This window comes from Symbiopectobacterium purcellii, from assembly GCF_052050035.1.
GTDB lineage: Bacteria > Pseudomonadota > Gammaproteobacteria > Enterobacterales > Enterobacteriaceae > Symbiopectobacterium > Symbiopectobacterium purcellii_A.
Map to the genome: position 1 here is coordinate 2,201,688 of NZ_CP189882.1, position 18,804 is coordinate 2,220,491.

At 52.0% G+C, this 18,804-nt stretch carries 13 protein-coding genes and 8 pseudogenes; 9 read left to right on the top strand and 12 right to left on the bottom strand.

Annotated features, from left to right (window positions below; all coding sequences use genetic code 11):
• Positions 1-46: 46 nt before the first annotated feature.
• The 6 genes and pseudogenes from ACQGXV_RS15840 to ACQGXV_RS15865 form a co-directional block, all read right to left on the bottom strand.
• Positions 47-652, bottom strand: coding sequence for a nitrate- and nitrite sensing domain-containing protein (locus ACQGXV_RS15840; RefSeq protein WP_440866881.1), 606 nt, complete (start codon positions 650-652; stop codon positions 47-49).
• A gap of 171 nt (positions 653-823) precedes the next feature.
• Positions 824-1,387, bottom strand: a pseudogene (locus tag ACQGXV_RS15845) (PfkB family carbohydrate kinase); the annotation flags it as partial.
• A 129-nt stretch (positions 1,388-1,516) separates the two neighbouring features.
• Positions 1,517-1,708 (bottom strand): annotated as a pseudogene (locus tag ACQGXV_RS15850) (IS5/IS1182 family transposase); the annotation flags it as partial.
• Between the two features lie 81 nt (positions 1,709-1,789).
• A pseudogene (locus tag ACQGXV_RS15855) lies at positions 1,790-2,272 on the bottom strand (IS630 family transposase); the annotation flags it as partial.
• A complete protein-coding gene (locus ACQGXV_RS15860; RefSeq protein ID WP_440862584.1) occupies positions 2,196-2,561 on the bottom strand; it encodes an IS630 transposase-related protein in 366 nt (121 codons plus the stop codon). The gene ACQGXV_RS15860 and the pseudogene ACQGXV_RS15855, both read right to left, overlap by 77 nt.
• A 24-nt stretch (positions 2,562-2,585) precedes the next feature.
• Positions 2,586-3,329: pseudogene (locus ACQGXV_RS15865) on the bottom strand (IS5 family transposase); the annotation flags it as partial.
• A gap of 267 nt (positions 3,330-3,596) precedes the next feature.
• Between ACQGXV_RS15865 and glpG the strand changes: the two are divergent.
• The 3 genes and pseudogenes from glpG to ACQGXV_RS15880 form a co-directional block, all read left to right on the top strand.
• Positions 3,597-4,424, top strand: coding sequence for a rhomboid family intramembrane serine protease GlpG (gene glpG / locus ACQGXV_RS15870; RefSeq protein WP_440866882.1), 828 nt, complete (start codon positions 3,597-3,599; stop codon positions 4,422-4,424).
• A gap of 94 nt (positions 4,425-4,518) precedes the next feature.
• Positions 4,519-5,277, top strand: coding sequence for a DeoR/GlpR family transcriptional regulator (locus ACQGXV_RS15875; protein ID WP_264645624.1), 759 nt, complete (start codon positions 4,519-4,521; stop codon positions 5,275-5,277).
• 43 nt (positions 5,278-5,320) lie between these two features.
• Positions 5,321-6,373, top strand: a pseudogene (locus tag ACQGXV_RS15880) (glycogen/starch/alpha-glucan phosphorylase); the annotation flags it as partial.
• Between the two features lie 23 nt (positions 6,374-6,396).
• On the opposite strand, the gene ACQGXV_RS15885 reads toward ACQGXV_RS15880, so the two are convergent.
• Both ACQGXV_RS15885 and ACQGXV_RS15890 read right to left on the bottom strand, forming a co-directional pair.
• Positions 6,397-6,930: an IS630 family transposase gene (locus ACQGXV_RS15885; protein ID WP_440862665.1), complete on the bottom strand. Its 534-nt coding sequence runs from the start codon at positions 6,928-6,930 to the stop codon at positions 6,397-6,399.
• Positions 6,854-7,219, bottom strand: a complete 366-nt coding sequence (locus ACQGXV_RS15890; RefSeq protein ID WP_440862584.1) for an IS630 transposase-related protein — start codon at positions 7,217-7,219, stop codon at positions 6,854-6,856. Before ACQGXV_RS15890 ends, ACQGXV_RS15885 begins: the two co-directional genes overlap by 77 nt.
• Before the next feature lie 12 nt (positions 7,220-7,231).
• Between ACQGXV_RS15890 and glgP the strand changes: the two are divergent.
• Positions 7,232-8,613 (top strand): annotated as a pseudogene (gene glgP / locus ACQGXV_RS15895) (glycogen/starch/alpha-glucan family phosphorylase); the annotation flags it as partial.
• 10 nt (positions 8,614-8,623) lie between these two features.
• Positions 8,624-10,729 carry a 4-alpha-glucanotransferase gene (gene malQ / locus ACQGXV_RS15900; protein WP_440866883.1) on the top strand — a complete coding sequence of 702 codons (2,106 nt, stop codon included), beginning with the start codon at positions 8,624-8,626 and terminating at the stop codon, positions 10,727-10,729.
• 52 nt (positions 10,730-10,781) lie between these two features.
• Here malQ and nfuA read toward each other — a convergent pair whose 3' ends face one another.
• Together nfuA and ACQGXV_RS15910 are read right to left on the bottom strand one after the other, a co-directional pair.
• The gene (gene nfuA / locus ACQGXV_RS15905) at positions 10,782-11,357 is read right to left on the bottom strand and encodes a Fe-S biogenesis protein NfuA (RefSeq protein ID WP_440866884.1); all 576 of its coding nucleotides are present in this window, start codon (positions 11,355-11,357) and stop codon (positions 10,782-10,784) included.
• A 376-nt stretch (positions 11,358-11,733) separates the two neighbouring features.
• Positions 11,734-12,084: a phosphoribosyltransferase family protein gene (locus ACQGXV_RS15910; protein ID WP_440866885.1), complete on the bottom strand. Its 351-nt coding sequence runs from the start codon at positions 12,082-12,084 to the stop codon at positions 11,734-11,736.
• Between the two features lie 91 nt (positions 12,085-12,175).
• Here ACQGXV_RS15910 and ACQGXV_RS15915 point away from each other — a divergent pair, with 91 nt between their 5' ends.
• Both ACQGXV_RS15915 and ACQGXV_RS15920 read left to right on the top strand, forming a co-directional pair.
• Positions 12,176-12,541 (top strand): IS630 transposase-related protein, encoded by a 366-nt coding sequence (locus tag ACQGXV_RS15915; RefSeq protein ID WP_440862584.1) that lies wholly within the window; start codon positions 12,176-12,178, stop codon positions 12,539-12,541.
• Positions 12,465-12,998, top strand: a complete 534-nt coding sequence (locus ACQGXV_RS15920; RefSeq protein WP_440862665.1) for an IS630 family transposase — start codon at positions 12,465-12,467, stop codon at positions 12,996-12,998. The genes ACQGXV_RS15915 and ACQGXV_RS15920 overlap by 77 nt, the downstream gene beginning before the upstream one ends.
• Before the next feature lie 22 nt (positions 12,999-13,020).
• On the opposite strand, the pseudogene ACQGXV_RS15925 reads toward ACQGXV_RS15920, so the two are convergent.
• A pseudogene (locus ACQGXV_RS15925) lies at positions 13,021-13,314 on the bottom strand (DNA utilization protein GntX); the annotation flags it as partial.
• Positions 13,315-13,360: 46 nt separating this feature from the next.
• On the opposite strand from ACQGXV_RS15925, the gene bioH reads away from it, so the two are divergent.
• Complete coding sequence (gene bioH / locus ACQGXV_RS15930) at positions 13,361-14,143, top strand: pimeloyl-ACP methyl ester esterase BioH (protein ID WP_440866886.1); 783 nt, start codon at positions 13,361-13,363, stop codon at positions 14,141-14,143.
• A 161-nt stretch (positions 14,144-14,304) separates the two neighbouring features.
• Positions 14,305-17,415, top strand: a complete 3,111-nt coding sequence (gene acrD, locus ACQGXV_RS15935) for a multidrug efflux RND transporter permease AcrD (protein WP_440866887.1) — start codon at positions 14,305-14,307, stop codon at positions 17,413-17,415.
• A gap of 738 nt (positions 17,416-18,153) precedes the next feature.
• Here acrD and istB read toward each other — a convergent pair.
• A pseudogene (istB, locus tag ACQGXV_RS15940) lies at positions 18,154-18,762 on the bottom strand (IS21-like element helper ATPase IstB); the annotation flags it as partial.
• Positions 18,763-18,804 lie beyond the last annotated feature (42 nt).

Below are 18,804 nucleotides of genomic sequence, written 5' to 3' on the forward strand. Positions count from 1 at the left end.
TTTCCCTGCATGCAACAGGCTCTCCAGTATGGCCAGAACGGTGATTTTATCCGACTCTGGCAAGTGGGTCACTTTGTTGCGTTTCGAGTGGGAATGGGGCATTCTCATTGCTCGCCCGCCGAATGGTCGTGGCGCTGTTTTTGATTTTCGTCACCAGATTCGCGATGCTCTCCAGCGATTGGTTATAGGCACTGTTAAGCCGTGACAGTTCATCCGTTCCTGGCACCGATAGGCGCTGCGTCAAGTCGCCATCCATTTCGGCGATGGTGGTTAAGGTATCCTGCAACTGCCGATTGATGCTGCGCATGATCATCGCCGCCAGCGCCAACCCGATCGCCAGTAGCGTGCCGCTCAGGTAGATAATCCAAGCCCGCATTGCGCTCGCAGACAAACGATGGACATCGCTCAACAGCGTTGTCACCGCCTGTTCTTCGATACGTTTAAGCTGTTCGATTTTCTGTGTTTGCAACGAAAACCATTGCGCACCATCGATATTCCATTCTCCTTGCGGTGCGCCAATCGCCCGTTGGCGCAGTGCCTGCGCGTCTTGCGCTTGGCTGGAACTTATCGCGCGGTCGAACGCCTCACGCAGCGATTTCCATGCCAGGGTTCTGAAGCTGGCAATATAGGCATCGCCGCGTACTATAGCCAACCGACTTAAAAATGATTACATCCTATGCCCTGATATGCGGCAAAGAAGCATAGCTGGCTGTTATCAAAATAATGTCGCTTGGCTATATTTTACTCATTTTGGCACCTATAAAAATTATGAGGTAAGCATATCACCTCTACTTAGGTGGCCAAATTCAGTATGCCACTACAGTTCGGTATCGGATTGATACAGCTTGAAGGCGTGAATATCCGATGACGACAAATGGTCATAGGCAAACTGGCTGAACTGATCGGTGCCGACCTTGGTGACAAAATAGACCTGTGAACCAGCCCGACTGGCGGCCATCGCCTGATTGGCGCCCTTGCCGCCGGGGCCGAGCGCGCTGCCCTGCGCCATGATCGATTCACCGCCTTTGGGAAAACGCGCCACCTTGGCGACGATACCGACGTTGAACGATCCTAAAATACACACCTTGCCGTTCATCTTGTTTCCTTACTGTTTGCTGGTTTGATGCCGGGTCTGCTTTTCCAATCGCTTAAGCAGCACTTCAAAATTTTCACTGCGAGGGGCAATCAGTTCAGACTGCAAGCTGCGCCGCACAATAATTGCACCGCCGTAGCAGCGTTGAACCAGATTCAAGCGCGCCAACTCGTTCAGGTCGCTGCGGATCGTCTCTTTGCTCACGGCAAATGCGGTGGCCAGATAATCAACATCGGCACGTTCGTGTTTGGTTAAATAGGCCAGAATTTGATTACGTCTTTCTTCCAGAAACATGGTCACCTCGCTGCTGGATATGAGCCTAAAGGAGCGGCTATGGTTAAAAAGTGACTATTGTCATAGGATAATGGGCTTTGTTGAATAAATCAGAATTAGCCGACAGGATGACTCCCTCTGCTACACCTGTTATCCGATCCTGACGCTGTGTGGCATACCCAACAACGTCATACGATTCAGCGCTTTGACCATCGCCATGGCTTCACCCACCTGAGCATCGTAGTCACGCAGGCTCAGGTGGCCACCCAGCAAAGTTTTTATGCGGAACATCGCTGTTTCTGCCACTGAACGCCGGTGATAACCCACTTTCTTTTTCCACATATAGCCAAGCGACTTAATTTTGATTACACCATATGGACTGAGAACAAACTCTCTGTATCGCAACCCATCTCTCTTTTTTTGCTTTTTGCTTTTTGCTTGTGCCCATTTATGCTCAATTGGGTTAAGATCTGGCGAATATGTAGGCAAATACTCCACCATATACCCTGCATCGATGATGACTTGTTGAATATCATGTTTTTTGTGAAAAGTGGCATTGTCCATCATGATTACACTGTTTTTAGGGAGTACTGGGATAAGGACTTGTGTGACCCAGGCATAGAAAACATCGCTGTTAATATTGATATCAAATAATCCGATAGCAAACAGCGTTGTGCCTAATAAAGCGCCGATAACATTTGTTCTTCCCCTAGCTCCCCAGTTCTTCAGGCCAAAACACCGTTGACCTTTTGGGGAATAGCCGTGAGTCCGTGGGGCATCGTGTGAAAAACCACTTTCATCAATAAAAACAATAGGTTTACCTTCTTTTTCATACTGTTGTTTTTTTTGTTGAAATCCCTGCCGGGCGTTTTCGTCGGCTTTCGGATGACGTAGAGTTTTTTTTATAGGTCAATCCCAGCTTTTTAAGCGCTTGCCAAATGGCCTTCTGACAAACGCCAAAACGCTCTGCACGTTCTTTTTGGTAAGCATCTGGATATTGTTCAACATCTTTTATCAACTCGGATTTATCGATCTTTCGCTGACGCGTGGTCGATGCTTTTGACTCTATTTGATTAATCCAACGCGATACAGAGGCAGGGCCAATCCGAAATTGCTTCGCTGTTTCTCGGATACTCAACCCTTCGTTTTTCCGTGTAGATATCACTTTACGTCTAAAATCAATTGAATAGCTCATTTAAATAATGTAATCAAAATTAAGTCGTTTAGCTATATCATTACTCCCGCTCAGACGCTGATTCGCCACCGCATGGTTACGTTCATAGTACTTGTCCGGCCAGTATTTCGCTCCGCTTCGCGGCGGGATAAGGGGCCTGATTTTCTTTCTCAGCAACGCATCGTGGCAGTAACGGGCGTCATAAGCACCGTCTGCTGACACTTCCCTGATTTTCCGGTGTGTTTGGTTAATCAGGCCCGGCAGTGCCTGCGCATCTGTCGTTCCGCTGAGCGATAAGTCGGCACAGATAATCTCATGCGTCGCACTGTCTGCTGCCAGATGAAGCTTGCGCCACACTCTTCGTCTGTCAGCCCCATGCTGCCTGACTTTCCATTCACCTTCGCCAAAGACCTTCAGACCGGTACTGTCGATGACCAGATGCGAGATTTCACCACGCGTTGGCGTTTTTATGCTGATACTGACGGTTTTTGCCCGCCGACTGACCAGAGAGTAGTCCGGGCAGCGCAGTGGCAGGCTCATCAGTGTAAAAACCGAGTCGAGAAAGCCCTGTAATGCCCGGAGCGACAGGTTAAACACGCGCTTTATCATCAAAACCGTGGTAACAGCCATATCGGTGTAGTAAAGCGGCCGACCACGACCTTCAGGCGAAGAACTGTCAGTCCATGCAGCGATGGCCGACTCATCAAGCCAGACCGTCAGGGAGCCGCGTTGTCTGAGTGCTTTGTTGTAGGTGGGCCAGTTGGTGATTTTAAACTTTTGCTTTGCCATGGGGAGCTGCTATCGGGAGCGATGATAGTGCTCTGATCCGGCGATCCCCTGAAAGTTCGATTTATTCAACAAAGCCAGGATAATGGGCAAAACGGAAGTAAACGGAAGTATGTATGTGGATGATGTTTAGCGAATTACCCACGCCAGCGGTGCTCGTGGTGGGGACGTCAGGGTAAACCGCCTGTTTATCAGAACAATATTTCAACCCTCTTAATAAAACGATGTGATATTTTTATGACAAATCAATTTGCTAACGGATAAACCACGATGGCAATTCGCCTAACAGCCTTATCTCAGCCACGCTTGGCACAGGCGTTTGTCGACTATATGCAAACGCAGAATATTCAACTGGAGTTGCGCTTCTCTGGGCAGGAAGCAGAGCTTTGGCTGGACGATGAGTCACGATTGACTGAAGTACAGCAGGCGCTCGAGGTGTTCATTCAGGACCCGATGCACCCGCGTTATCAAGCGGCCAGTTGGCAGGCGGGATCAACGTCTTCGCCCCTGCGCTATGCACGTTTCTCATATTTGCAGACGTTACAGCAGCGCGCCGGACCGCTGACGCTGGGTGTGATGATTACCTGCATTGTCGTTTATCTGTGGATGACGATATTCGGTAACGATCGTGCCATGATGTGGCTCTCTTACCCGGATGTGGGGCAAAAAGGTCAGCTATGGCGCTGGTTTAGCCATGCATTCCTGCATTTCTCCTTGCTGCATATCTTGTTTAACCTGATGTGGTGGTGGTATCTAGGCGGACCGGTAGAAAAAATTTTGGGGACGCGCAAGCTACTGATCTTGGCGCTGCTCTCTGCGGTTGCCAGTGGTTGGATGCAATCATTCTTCAGCGGTATATATTTCGGTGGCCTGTCCGGCGTGGTGTATGCGTTGATGGGCTACGTCTGGCTATACGGTGAACGCGTGCCGTCGGGCCCGCTGTTCATGCAGCGCGGATTGATGGCCTTTGCATTGTTGTGGTTGATCGCCGGATATTTCGATATTTTAGGTTTACGCATTGCTAATGCCGCGCACGTCGTGGGTCTGGTTATTGGGTTGGTGCTGGCTTTTTGGGATACGCAGCAGAAAAAAGCATGATCGCAACCCGGTAGCACCACGGGGTAAGCGTTGCCAGCAGCACAGAGAAGTCTCAACCTGAGGGTTGAGTCGAAACCTGTTTTAGGGGAACAACGTGAGGCAAACACAGCGGCACGACGCCATCATTGAACTGGTGCGTCGGCAGGGATATGTTAGTACCGAAGAGTTGGTAGAGCATTTTGCGGTCAGCCCGCAAACGATTCGCCGGGATCTTAACGATCTGGCGGAGCAGAACAAGATCCATCGCCACCACGGTGGTGCGGCACTGCCTTCCAGCTCGGTGAATACGGCTTACCACGATCGCAAGATGATGTGGTCAGATGAAAAAGCACGTATTGCACGTAAAGTCGCCAGCCAAATCCCGGATGGTGCTACGCTGTTTATAGATATCGGGACAACGCCAGAAGCGGTTGCCTATGCGTTGTTACAGCATAAGGATCTGCGGGTCGTCACCAACAACTTGAATGTGGCGACGCTGTTGATGGGAAAAGAGGATTGCAGGCTGATTCTGGCAGGCGGTGAAGTGCGCACCCGGGACGGCGGCATTATGGGTGAAGCGACGCTGGATTTCATTTCTCAGTTTCGTCTGGATTTTGGCATCCTCGGCATCAGCGGCATTGACATGGATGGCTCCTTGCTGGAGTTTGACTACCATGAAGTGCGCACCAAACGGGCAATTATCGAGAATTCCCGCTGCGTCATGTTGGTCACCGATCACTCCAAATTCGGTCGCAATGCGATGGTGAATCTGGGCAATATGGACCTGATCGACTATCTTTTTACCGATCAGCTACCACCACCCAGCGTAATGAAAATCATTGAACAACATAAGGTGCAGTTGGAGTTGTGCTGAGCCAGACGTGCCTTTTTCTGATTGATAATAGGGGAGAGGCACGATGGGAAAGCTGTCATTCAACCGCACGCTGTTTATTCCTGCATTGCACCGCCAACGAGAACACTATGGCGTGGCGGCGCTGACCTGTCTCAGCGCCCAGCAGCAGTGGCATGCCGTCAGTACTGCACTGGCGGAGCAGCTTGCCGCTCACCCGATAACCCCTCCCTATTCGCCGCCAGGCCGTCATGTTAACTACCTCTCCATGGAATTTTTACCGGGTCGCCTCACCGGCAATAACCTGATTAATCTGGGATGGCACTCTGCCGTTGCAGAGGTTCTGGCAGAGCAGGGGCTTAACCTTAGCGATGTGCTGGAAGGCGAGACTGATCCGGCATTGGGTAACGGAGGATTAGGGCGTCTGGCTTCCTGTTTTCTGGATGCAATGGCGACGGTGGGACAGCCGGCGATGGGTTACGGACTGGACTATCAGTACGGCCTGTTCCGCCAACGTTTCGAAGCATGCCAGCAGCATGAGTACCCGGACGATTGGCAGCGCGATGCGTACCCCTGGGGGCAACCGCAGCCTGAACTGAGCGTGAAGGTCGGTTTCGGGGGAGCCATCGAACAGCGCGATGGAGAGGAAGAAAAATGGCAGCCCGCCTTTTATTTTCGCGGTGAGGCGCGTGACGTGCCGGTGCTAGGCTATCAAAACGGCGTGGTGCAGGCGTTGCGGCTCTGGCACTCTACGGCGGAAACCCCTTTTGATCTCACGGCATTCAACGACGGGCGCTATCTGGATGCGGAGCGCGCCGGTGTGTCAGCGGCGAGCCTGACGAAAGTGCTTTACCCGAATGACAATCATGCTGCTGGCAGGCGTCTGCGTCTGATGCAGCAATATTTTCAGTGTGCCTGCGCTGTAGCGGACATTGTGCGGCGACACCTTCAGGCAGGGTGGGCGTTGTCAGCGCTGCCGGAACGGGAGGTGATTCAGCTCAACGACACGCACCCGACGCTGGCTATTCCGGAATTGTTGCGCGTGTTGTTGGATGAACATCATCTGGGTTGGGACGAGGCGTGGGACATTACCCGACGTATGTTTGCCTATACCAACCATATAGCCAAGCGACTTAATTTTGATTACACCATATGGACTGAGAACAAACTCTCTGTATCGCAACCCATCTCTCTTTTTTTGCTTTTTGCTTGTGCCCATTTATGCTCAATTGGGTTAAGATCTGGCGAATATGTAGGCAAATACTCCACCATATACCCTGCATCGATGATGACTTGTTGAATATTATGTTTTTTGTGAAAAGTGGCATTGTCCATCATGATTACACTGTTTTTAGGGAGTACTGGGATAAGGACTTGTGTGACCCAGGCATAGAAAACATCGCTGTTAATATTGATATCAAATAATCCGATAGCAAACAGCGTTGTGCCTAATAAAGCGCCGATAACATTTGTTCTTCCCCTAGCTCCCCAGTTCTTCAGGCCAAAACACCGTTGACCTTTTGGGGAATAGCCGTGAGTCCGTGGTGCATCGTGTGAAAAACCACTTTCATCAATAAAAACAATAGGTTTACCTTCTTTTTCATACTGTTGTTTTTTTTGTTGAAATCCCTGCCGGGCGTTTTCGTCGGCTTTCGGATGACGTAGAGTTTTTTTTATAGGTCAATCCCAGCTTTTTAAGCGCTTGCCAAATGGCCTTCTGACAAACGCCAAAACGCTCTGCACGTTCTTTTTGGTAAGCATCTGGATATTGTTCAACATCTTTTATCAACTCGGATTTATCGATCTTTCGCTGACGCGTGGTCGATGCTTTTGACTCTATTTGATTAATCCAACGCGATACAGAGGCAGGGCCAATCCGAAATTGCTTCGCTGTTTCTCGGATACTCAACCCTTCGTTTTTCCGTGTAGATATCACTTTACGTCTAAAATCAATTGAATAGCTCATTTAAATAATGTAATCAAAATTAAGTCGTTTAGCTATACTTTGATGCCAGAAGCGCTTGAGCGCTGGCACGACGGCTTGTTCCGTCGCCTGCTGCCGCGCCATTTTGATCTTATCAACACCATTGATACGCATTTCAAAGCGCAGGTGGAACAGCGGTGGGGCGCACAGACAAAGCATATCTGGCCGCGTGTCGCGATTCGCTATCAGCATCAGGTGCGCATGGCAAACCTGTGCGTGGTGGTCTGCTTTGCCGTTAATGGGGTGGCAGCACTGCATTCACGTCTGGTTGTGAGCGATCTGTTTCCTGAATACCACCAACTCTGGCCGCAAAAATTTCATAACGTGACGAACGGCATTACGCCACGCCGCTGGCTTAAGCAGTGCAACCCGGCGCTGTCTGCGCTGCTGGACGAGACGGTTGGAACGGCCTGGACCACGGATTTACCCGTCTTGCGTGCGCTCGAACCGTACGCCAATGACAGCGCGTTTAGGGCGAGTTATCGCGCCATCAAGCAGCAAAATAAAGAAAATCTGACAAACTGGGTGCACCAGAATTTGGGGGTGAAATTGGACCCTCACGCCCTGTTTGACGTGCAGATCAAACGTTTGCATGAGTACAAACGCCAGCACCTGAATGTGCTCCATATTCTTTCACTTTATCGCCAATTGCGTGATAACCCGCATCTGGATATAGTTCCGCGCGTTTTTTTATTCGGGGCCAAGGCTGCACCTGGATATGTGCTGGCAAAAAACATTATCTACGCCATTAATAGCATAGCGGAGAAGATTAATCGGGATAAGCATATTAGAGATCGTTTGTGTATACTGTTTATTCCAGATTATCGTGTGTCGCTGGCAGAGCGAATTATTCCCGCTGCCGATGTGTCGGAGCAGATCTCCACCGCTGGGAAAGAGGCCTCTGGCACCGGCAACATGAAGCTGGCATTAAACGGTGCGCTGACAGTGGGGACGCTGGACGGTGCCAATGTGGAAATGTCGCAGGAAGTCGGGGAAGAAAACCTGTTTATTTTCGGGCATACGGTGGATGAGGTTAAAAGCGTGCTGTCACAGGGTTACGATCCACGTGAGGTGCTTAAGCAGGTGCCACAGTTGACCTCATTGTTGGATGAACTGTGCAGCGGCGCGTTTAGCCACGGTGACAAAACGGCGTTTGCGCCGCTACTTGAAAGCCTGCTGGATAAGGGCGATCCCTATCTGTTGTTGGCCGATTTTGCGCCTTATTGACAGGTGCAGCAGCGTGTGGATGCGCTGTATCGTGAAACGGAGGAATGGACGCGACGGTGTGTGTGTTGAATACCGCGCGAATGGTTTTTTTCAGTGCCGATCGGGCGATTCATGATTATCAGACGCGTATCTGGCACGCGCCCTGTTGAGGAAAGGAAGATGTCATTCAAGGTAGATAACCCGAAGTTCGCTCCTGTCGGCGTTGCCGATACCTATACCGATGCATACGGTAAAACGCACCTTGTCGATATGGCGGTGAAAAAACAGCTGCTGACCATAATGGCGATGAACGGGTGCGAAAAGGCACCGCTGCCCTCGGTTCGGGTTTTTCGTCAGGGCAAGGCGTCGCTGGTTCCCCTCTCAGGCGACGGCGAGTTTGGTTGGACGCTGATGTATGAAAACGGGGGGCAAGTTCAGGGCAGTATCACGGGCGGTAGCGAACTGCTGCTGCCGGATGCTTTACCACTGGGGTACCACGAGCTGATATTGATGCGCGGTGAACAGCGCTGGACCTGCCGCGTGATTGTTGCGCCGCAGCGTGGCTATGAGCCGGAGCACTTAACAAAGGGGAAACGCTGGTGGGGCGTTAACGTGCAGCTCTATACGCTGCGCTCGCAGGATAATTGGGGGATTGGCGACTTCGGCGATCTGCGCCAACTGGTAGAGCAAGTGGCGCGGCGCGGCGGTGCTTTTATCGGCGTAAATCCCCTGCATGCGCTTTACCCTGCCGATCCTGAAGCTGCCAGTCCTTACAGTCCTTCTTCCCGCCACTGGCTGAACATCATTTATATCAACGTCAATCGTATTGATGATTTTCAACAGAGCAAAGAGGCGCAAGCCTGGTGGCGACAGGATGACACACAGCGTCAACTCGCGGCACTGCGTGCCGGACGTTGGGTCGACTACAGCGGTGTGATGGCGCAAAAACTGGCTGCGCTACGCTTGGCCTACGACTATTTTAAGACGCGCAGCGTGCTCGATCCGCGCGTCAGTGCATGTCGCCAATTTGTGGTCAGCGGCGGACAAAGCCTGCAACGGCAAGCGACCTTTGATGCGTTGCAAACTTGGCTCAAACGTCAGGGCGAGAATTATGGCGATTGGCAGCAGTGGCCAACCTGTTATCACGATGTTCATGGCGATACGGTGAAAGCGTTTTGTCAGGAAAATGAGCACGAGATTGCGTTTTACTGCTGGCTGCAATGGGTGGCCAGTGAGCAACTGGCAGAGTGTTTCGCACACAGTAAACAGCTCGGGATGCCTATTGGCCTATACCGGGATATGGCCGTGGGCGTGGCGCAGGGCGGCGCGGAAATCTGGGATGAGCGTCGGCTCTATTGTCTGGATGCCGCCATCGGTGCGCCGCCGGATCCGCTGGGGCCGCAGGGGCAAAACTGGTCGCTGCCACCGATGAACCCGCATGTGATGCAAGCGCAGGGATACCAGCCATTTATTGATGTGCTGCGCAGCAACATGGCGCACTGTGGCGCATTGCGCATCGACCACGTGATGGGGCTGCTGCGTCTGTGGTGGATACCCAAAGCTGAGCCCGCTACGCGCGGTGCCTATGTGCATTATCCGCTGGATGATTTGCTGGCCGTGCTGGCGCTGGAGAGCCAACGTCAGCGCTGTCTGGTCGTGGGGGAAGATCTGGGGACGGTGCCCGCCGAGATTGTGGATAAACTGCGCGACAGCGGCGTTTATTCTTACAAGGTGCTGTTTTTTGAACAGGATGAGCGCAATCACTTTCGAGCTCCGCTTGATTATCCCCGCCAATCGATGGCAACTATCACCACACACGATTTGCCCACGTTGCGCGGCTTTTGGCAAAACGTCGATTTGTCATTGGGCAAAGAGCTTGGCCTTTATCCTGATGAACGCACGTTGCAGCAGCAGATCGAACATCGTGATAACGCTAAGCAGGGCTTGCTCGATGCGCTGCATCAGTATCAGCTATTACCGCAGCGTGTGGGGCGCAATGCCGCGCTAACCGCGATGGGTACGCAACTGAGTCGTGGCGTGCAGCGTTACCTGGCGGACAGCCGCAGTGCCTTGCTGGGGCTGCAACTCGAAGATTGGTTGGATATGGCCACACCGGTCAATATTCCCGGCACCACGCGCGAATATCCCAATTGGCGGCGTAAGCTGAGCAGGACGGTGACATCAATATTCAGCGATCGTCATCTGGAACGCTTGATTCGCGATCTCGATCTACGACGTGGTTTAGCGTTGCCGCCTGAAACGGCGAGTGGGGCTAGCGAGCGTTGATGGGCTAAGAGGTACTCCCCACGGGGACGTGGGGAGTCGGGCGATCGGTGGATCAATAGTATGAATGTTCGCCGCGCTGGTGTTCTGTCAAATCGCGCACACCTTTCAGCTCAGGGAATTTTTCTAACAGTTCTTTCTCGATCCCTTCTTTCAGCGTGTAATCGACCATTGAACAGCCGTTGCAACCGCCGCCGAATTGCAGGATAGCCAAGCAATCATCGGTGATTTCCATCAGCGTTACGCGGCCACCGTGCCCGGCCAACTTGGGGTTGATCTGGGATTGCAGCACATATTCCACGCGTTCCATCAACGGCGCATTGTCACCCACTTTGCGCATTTTTGCGTTGGGTGCTTTCAGCGTCAGTTGAGAACCTAACTGATCGGTGACGAAGTCGATTGCAGCATCTTCCAGGTACGGTGCGCTTAGTTCATCCACGTAGGCAGAAAGCTTCTCGAACTTCAGTTCAGTGTCGGAGGCTTCCACCGCATCCGGCGGACAATAGGAAACGCCACACTCAGCGTTGGGTGTGCCCGGATTGATAACGAAGACGCGAATTTGCGTGCCTTCTTCTTGTTTTACCAGCAGTTTGACAAAGTGGTCTTGTGCAGAGTCGGTAATACGGATCATAGTGGGTTAACTCAATTGTTGACTACGCTTATCGATCATAATACGCCCATCGTGGCGTTAACTCCAATTCATTCACGGTAAATGCCATTTATACCCGTCATACTTCAAGCTGCAGGTGCATTGGCTGCGTTCGTTATTCGGCCCATCCCTGGGCCTCACCTCTTACGAGGCCGCCGCACGCGGCGTTCAAATCAGCTCCCGGCAGATTTGTCACCCGAATCACTTACTCAAGTAAGCTCATCGGGATTCATTCACTTGCCGCATTACGAGACTCATTAATGAGTCTCGCCCTAAAGGGCCAGCGCAAGCGCTGTTCAAAACGTAAACGTTTTGTCCTGCAACTCGAATTATTTAGAGTATATAGCAACAAAGGCGTTCACGCATAGAGCAGCGTACGGCACAGGCACCACACCTGAATATGCACGGCACCCTGCGTCTGTAACACGCGGCAGATCTCCGTCACAGTATTGCCGGTAGTCACTACGTCATCCACCAGCGCAACCCGCAGCCCGGAGAGATCCTGGTCGCAGGCAAACGCACGACGCAGGTTGTAGCGCCGCTCAGAGGCGCACAGGTGCTGTTGCAGCGGCGTATGCCGCACACGCGCGAGCGCGTGAGGCTGATAGCGGCAGCGTAGCCAACGGGCTAAATGCTGCGCCAGCAACTCGGTTTGATTGAAGCCGCGCCGCCAGCGCTGACGGCGGTGCAGCGGTACGGTGAGCAGCACATCGGGTTTCTTAACCTGTTCTGGAGCAAGGCGATATGCGTTAAGCCAGCGCAGTATAGCTAAACGACTTAATTTTGATTACATTATTTAAATGAGCTATTCAATTGATTTTAGACGTAAAGTGATATCTACACGGAAAAACGAAGGGTTGAGTATCCGAGAAACAGCGAAGCAATTTCGGATTGGCCCTGCCTCTGTATCGCGTTGGATTAATCAAATAGAGTCAAAAGCATCGACCACGCGTCAGCGAAAGATCGATAAATCCGAGTTGATAAAAGATGTTGAACAATATCCAGATGCTTACCAAAAAGAACGTGCAGAGCGTTTTGGCGTTTGTCAGAAGGCCATTTGGCAAGCGCTTAAAAAGCTGGGATTGACCTATAAAAAAAACTCTACGTCATCCGAAAGCCGACGAAAACGCCCGGCAGGGATTTCAACAAAAAAAACAACAGTATGAAAAAGAAGGTAAACCTATTGTTTTTATTGATGAAAGTGGTTTTTCACACGATGCACCACGGACTCACGGCTATTCCCCAAAAGGTCAACGGTGTTTTGGCCTGAAGAACTGGGGAGCTAGGGGAAGAACAAATGTTATCGGCGCTTTATTAGGCACAACGCTGTTTGCTATCGGATTATTTGATATCAATATTAACAGCGATGTTTTCTATGCCTGGGTCACACAAGTCCTTATCCCAGTACTCCCTAAAAACAGTGTAATCATGATGGACAATGCCACTTTTCACAAAAAACATAATATTCAACAAGTCATCATCGATGCAGGGTATATGGTGGAGTATTTGCCTACATATTCGCCAGATCTTAACCCAATTGAGCATAAATGGGCACAAGCAAAAAGCAAAAAAAGAGAGATGGGTTGCGATACAGAGAGTTTGTTCTCAGTCCATATGGTGTAATCAAAATTAAGTCGCTTGGCTATAACATCTGTCGCGCGAGTACTTGTCCGAGTTCAATACGCCCGTGGAATTTAAACTGTTTCAATAGCGTTGTGAACGGCGGACGGTAATCGGAGACAAAAACCAGACTGTGCCAGCGCGGCGGGCGATACAGGCAGCGACCGCACTGCAACGTGGCATTGCCCGCGGGTAACCCGCAGCGCGGGCAGCATACGGGTGGCGCTGGAAGATGACGCTGACAGTAGCAGCAAATACCGTGGTGGTAGTGATAAAGCGGCTGTTGGCATAGCCAGCAGTTAGCACTGATGGTTAACATAGTAGCCTCGCAACAAAATATCGAACGACTAGCAGGAAGATAATCGATGACAACGCTCTACTGGCACACCGCAGGGGAAGGGAAACGCGATCTTGTGTTACTGCACGGATGGGGGTTGAACGCGCAGGTATGGCGGGGCATTGCAGCGCGATTGGCTCCGCATTTTCGGCTGCACTGTGTGGGTCTCCCTGGCTATGGCCGCAGCGGGGGATATGGGGCGTTATCGCTTGCTGACATGGCTGACATCGTGCTGGCACAGGCCCCCGAGCAGGCTGTCTGGTTGGGATGGTCGCTGGGCGGACTGGTTGCCAGTCAGGCGGCACTCAGTGAGCCTGCGCGTGTCAGTGCTTTGGTCACGGTCGCGTCCTCCCCCTGTTTCAGCGCCCACGAGGAGTGGCCCGGCATCAAACCTACGGTGTTGCAGGGTTTTCAGCAGCAGCTTAGCGAAGATTTTCAGCGCACCGTCGAGCGTTTCTTGGCATTACAAACCCTGGGCACATGCAGCGCGCGTCAGGATGCACGTCTGCTAAAAAGTGTGGTGCTGGAGCAGCCGATGCCGAGCATTGAGGTGCTTGAGGGGGGCTTGGATATTTTGCGCCAGACCGACTTGCGTGAGGCGATGGCGTCGTTGACGTTGCCGATGCTGCGTATATACGGGGCGCTGGACGGACTGGTACCGCGTAAAGTGGCGACTTTGCTTGATGAACGCTGGCCCGATACTGACTCGGTGGTGATGGCGCAGGCGGCGCATGCACCGTTTATTTCCCATCCGGACACCTTTGCCGAAAAGGTTTGTTCGTTTGCTGGCGTCTCACGCGTTGTTGAGTGAAGGCACAAAAAATGTGTCACCAACGTTAATTTACATATTCTCCTCATTTTCTCCACGATGTTGCGCGTGGTGACAGGGTAAAGTAGTGCGTTATTTAAGATACCTATAAATAATCAACAATATGCGCCACGTATAAAATAGTCTGAAGGAGCGTTGTTTCGATGGCGAATTTTTTTATTGATCGCCCGATCTTTGCCTGGGTACTGGCCATCCTGCTGAGTCTGGGTGGCATGATGGCGATCGCCTCGTTGGCGGTTGAGCAATATCCCGATTTGGCACCGCCCAATGTGCGTATCACCGCTTCCTATCCGGGCGCTTCTGCGCAGACGATGGAAAACACCGTGACGCAGATTATCGAGCAGAGCATGACCGGGCTCGATCACCTGATGTACATGTCATCGCAAAGCAGTTCCGGTCAGACGCGCATTACCTTAAGTTTTGATGCGGGCACCGATCCGGATAACGCGCGTCAGCAGGTGCAGAACCAGTTGCAATCGGCGATGCGAAAATTGCCGCAGGATGTGCAACAACAAGGGGTTACCGTCAACAAGACGGGAGATACCAATATCCTGATGATCGCGTTCGTTTCGACAGACGGCAGCATGGAGAAACAGGATATCTCCGACTACGTCGCCAGTAACGTGCAGGAACCGCTCAGCCGCATCAACGGGGTGGGCAGCGTCGATATTTTTGGTTCGCAGTATGCCATGCGCATCTGGCTCGATCCGTCCAAACTCAAATCCTTTTCCCTGACGGCCAGCGATGTGGTGAGCGCCATTCAATCGCAAAACAGTCAGGTGTCAGTCGGGCAGGTAGGCGGCACGCCAACTGTAGACTATCAGTCACTAAATGCCACGGTAAACGCGCGCTCACTGTTGCAAACGCCCGAACAGTTCCGTGCCATTACTCTGCGTGTGAACCAGGACGGCTCTGCGGTGACGCTGAGCGACGTGGCGAAAATTGAACTGGGTGCAGAAAACTATGACTCTCTGAGCCGCTTTAACTGCCAGTCTGCCTCCGGACTTGGCATCAAGTTGGCGTCCGGGGCCAATGAAATTGAAACCGATAAGCTGGTGCGTGCACGGTTGGCCGAGCTGGCCCCGTTTTTCCCGCACGGGCTGGAAGCGAAAATCGCGTTCGAAACTTCCCCCTTTGTAAAAGCCTCGATTGAGGATGTGGTCAAAACGCTGCTGGAAGCGGTACTGCTGGTGTTTTTGGTGATGTACCTGTTCTTGCAAAATTTCCGCGCTACACTCATCCCCACTATCGCCGTTCCCGTGGTTCTGCTGGGGACGTTTGCCGTGCTCTATGCCTTTGGCTTTAGCCTCAATATGTTGACCATGTTCGCAATGGTGCTTGCCATCGGGCTGCTGGTGGATGATGCCATCGTGGTGGTGGAAAACGTTGAGCGCGTAATGAGTGAGGAAGGGCTGAGCCCCAGAGCTGCGACGCGCAAATCGATGCAACAGATGCAAAGTGCATTGGTGGGTATTGCGCTGGTGCTCTCTGCGGTGTTTGTTCCAATGGCGTTTTTTGGCGGCACGACCGGTGCTATTTACCGCCAGTTCTCCATTACCATCGTTTCAGCGATGGTGCTGTCGGTGTTGGTGGCGTTGATTTTAACCCCCGCACTATGCGCCACGCTGCTGAAACCGCTGGCGAAAGGTGAACACCATGGCAAACGCGGCTTTTTTGGCTGGTTTAACCGCCAGTTTAATCAGCTCTCTGAACGTTACGAGCACGGTGTTGGCAAGATAGTGCTCAAAAGTGGCCGCTGGTTTGTACTCTACCTCGCGATTATTGGCGTGATGGCGTTCCTGTTCCGCACCTTGCCTACCTCGTTTTTACCGCAGGAGGATCGCGGCGTCTTTATGACGCAGATCCAGCTACCGCCCGGCTCGACACAGCAGCAAACGCTGAAAGTGGTCGAAAAGGTGGAAGCCTATTACATGACGCAAGAAAAAGAGAACGTGGTGTCGGTGTTTACCGCTGTCGGTAACGGCCCCGGCGGTAACGGTCAGAACGTGGCACAACTGTTTGTTCGTTTGAAAGACTGGGATGAGCGTCCCGGTGCACAAAACAGCGCAGGTGCCATCGTTGAACGGGCAACGCGAGCTTTTCGCCGTATCAATGAGGCGCGGGTTTTCGCCAGCACACCACCGGCTATTTCCGGTTTGGGTAATGCATCCGGGTTTGATATGGAATTGCAGGATCGCGCAGGGCTGGGGCACGATGCCTTAATGGCGGCGCGTGACACGCTGCTGGCGCAGGCTGCGGGGGACGCGCGGTTGACCCGAGTTCGCCACAACGGTCTGGACGACAGTCCGCAAATGCAAATCACCATCGATCAGCGCAAGGCAGAATCGTTGGGGGTTTCCATCAGCAACATCAACAGTACGCTGAAGATTGGCTGGGGTTCCACTTACGTGAACGATTTTATCGATCGTGGACGGGTGAAAAAGGTGTATGTGCAAGCGGCCGCGCCCTACCGTATGCTGCCAGACGATCTCAACAAATGGTATGTGCGCAATGACAGCGGGGGCATGGTGCCTTTCTCCGCCTTTGCGCAAACGTCGTGGATGACCGGTTCGCCGCGTCTGGAACGCTATAACGGTTTTTCCGCGTTGGAGATCCTTGGTGGGTCTGCACCGTGCGTTAGCACCGGTACGGCCATGGATGTGATGGAGCAACTGGTAGCCAAGTTGCCAGAAGGGTTTGGGCTGGAATGGACCGGCATGTCTCTGCAAGAACGCATGACCGGGGCGCAGGCTCCGGCGCTCTATGCCATCTCCCTGCTGGTGGTGTTTTTGTGTCTGGCGGCACTGTATGAAAGCTGGTCCGTGCCGTTCTCTGTGATGCTGGTAGTGCCGCTGGGCGTGCTGGGCGCATTAATCGCAACCTGGGCGCGCGGGCTGGAAAATGATGTTTATTTTCAGGTCGGCCTGCTGACAGTGATCGGGCTCTCAGCCAAAAACGCCATATTGATTGTAGAGTTTGCCAACGATATGAACCACAAAGGCGTGGATATCGTTAAAGCCACGCTGGAAGCCTCTCGCCAACGCTTGCGCCCTATCCTGATGACGTCACTGGCCTTTGTTTTTGGTGTGTTGCCGATGGCAACCAGCACCGGTGCGGGCTCAGCCAGCCAGCACGCGGTGGGCACCGGCGTGATTGGCGGCATGGTGGCTGCCACCGTGCTGGCGATTTTCTTTGTTCCCCTGTTCTTCGTCGTAGTACGACGTCGCTTCCCATTGAGAGAGAAAACGGAGTAGTGCTTATTGGTCTCTCTTTCCTTATCCCTGTGGGAGTCACGGGGATTTTTTTCCTCGCTATAAACTAACGCGTTACGCTATATAGCCAAACGACATTATTTTGATAACAGCCAGCTATGATTCTTTGCCGCATATCAGGGCATAGGATGTAATCATTTTTAAGTCGGTTGGCTATATCACTCCCACCTGATTATGTGAGGCGGTCTGAGCGATATTATTAGCGCTAAAATGATAATGATTGCTATTCATATTTAATGCTTAATTATCTGTATTTATGAGCATAACCTGTTGAATTGAGACACGAACCGGTTTTTTGATAGCAGCCTTCCTTTATTAAAGGTAAAAATGCGCCGAATTGTAAATTAACGTAAGTATTACGTTTGTTTTGCGTAGGCCTCTTTCCCTTATCTGCCTGTTTGCGTTCGGTATATGTTCTGCTGTAAGTCACGCAGAGCGCATGACGCTAGCCGATCGGGCATTGATTGAACACATAAGATGAGTGGAAAGCTCGAAGTGAAGATCTCTGGTTTTATGGGGAAGATTGTCCTGATGGCATAGTCTGGGTCTACGCAAGCGGATACGTGTCAATACCGATTGAATTCTGACCCACCCTGCCAAAGTATAGCCAAGCGACATTATTTTGATAACAGCCAGCTATGCTTCTTTGCCGCATATCAGGGCATAGGATGTAATCATTTTTAAGTCGGTTGGCTATAAAACTGACCCACCCCCTTTGAATTACTCGAGCGTAGCTGCTTTAGTTTTCTTCTGGATCTGACCGCTTTTCAGCTTATCTTTCAGTCGATAGCTTTGACCGCTGATTTGCGCGATATGCGCATGGTGAAGCAGCCGATCCAGCATCGCCGCCGTCAGCGTTTCATCATCTCCGAATGTCCCCGACCACTGGGTAAACGGCAGGTTGCTGGTCAGGACCACGCTGCCTGACTCATACCGTTTAGCGATAACCTGGAAGAACAGATTGGCTTCCATTTTACCGAAGGGAAGGTAGCCAACCTCATCTATGATCAACAACTTAGGCTTACCCACAACGCGATTAAGATAGCTTTTTAACTCCCCCTGACGATGTGATGCGAGCAGCTGTAGCATCAGATCTGCGGCTGTGACGAACCGAATACTCATTCCGGCCATCGCGGCTCTGTAGCCGAGTGCTGTCGCCAGGTGCGTTTTACCTACCCCGGACGGACCCAGCAAGACCAGGTTCTCCTGACGCTCGATAAACGCCAGCCCGGCCAACTCCTGGATCTGATTGCGAGGTACGCCACTCGCAAAGGCGAAATCAAACTGCTCCAGCGTCTTGATCACCGGTAGGCCTGATAAACGCAAAATAAAACTAGTTGCTGAATAGAGACTTGCATTTTTTGTCAGGCT

Coding starts and splice junctions, on each gene's coding strand:
- ACQGXV_RS15860 (WP_440862584.1), bottom strand. CDS start 2,561: ATGAGCTATTCAATTGATTTTAGACGTAAAGTGATATCTACACGGAAA.
- glpG (WP_440866882.1), top strand. CDS start 3,597: ATGGCAATTCGCCTAACAGCCTTATCTCAGCCACGCTTGGCACAGGCG.
- ACQGXV_RS15890 (WP_440862584.1), bottom strand. CDS start 7,219: ATGAGCTATTCAATTGATTTTAGACGTAAAGTGATATCTACACGGAAA.
- malQ (WP_440866883.1), top strand. CDS start 8,624: ATGTCATTCAAGGTAGATAACCCGAAGTTCGCTCCTGTCGGCGTTGCC.
- nfuA (WP_440866884.1), bottom strand. CDS start 11,357: ATGATCCGTATTACCGACTCTGCACAAGACCACTTTGTCAAACTGCTG.
- ACQGXV_RS15915 (WP_440862584.1), top strand. CDS start 12,176: ATGAGCTATTCAATTGATTTTAGACGTAAAGTGATATCTACACGGAAA.
- bioH (WP_440866886.1), top strand. CDS start 13,361: ATGACAACGCTCTACTGGCACACCGCAGGGGAAGGGAAACGCGATCTT.
- acrD (WP_440866887.1), top strand. CDS start 14,305: ATGGCGAATTTTTTTATTGATCGCCCGATCTTTGCCTGGGTACTGGCC.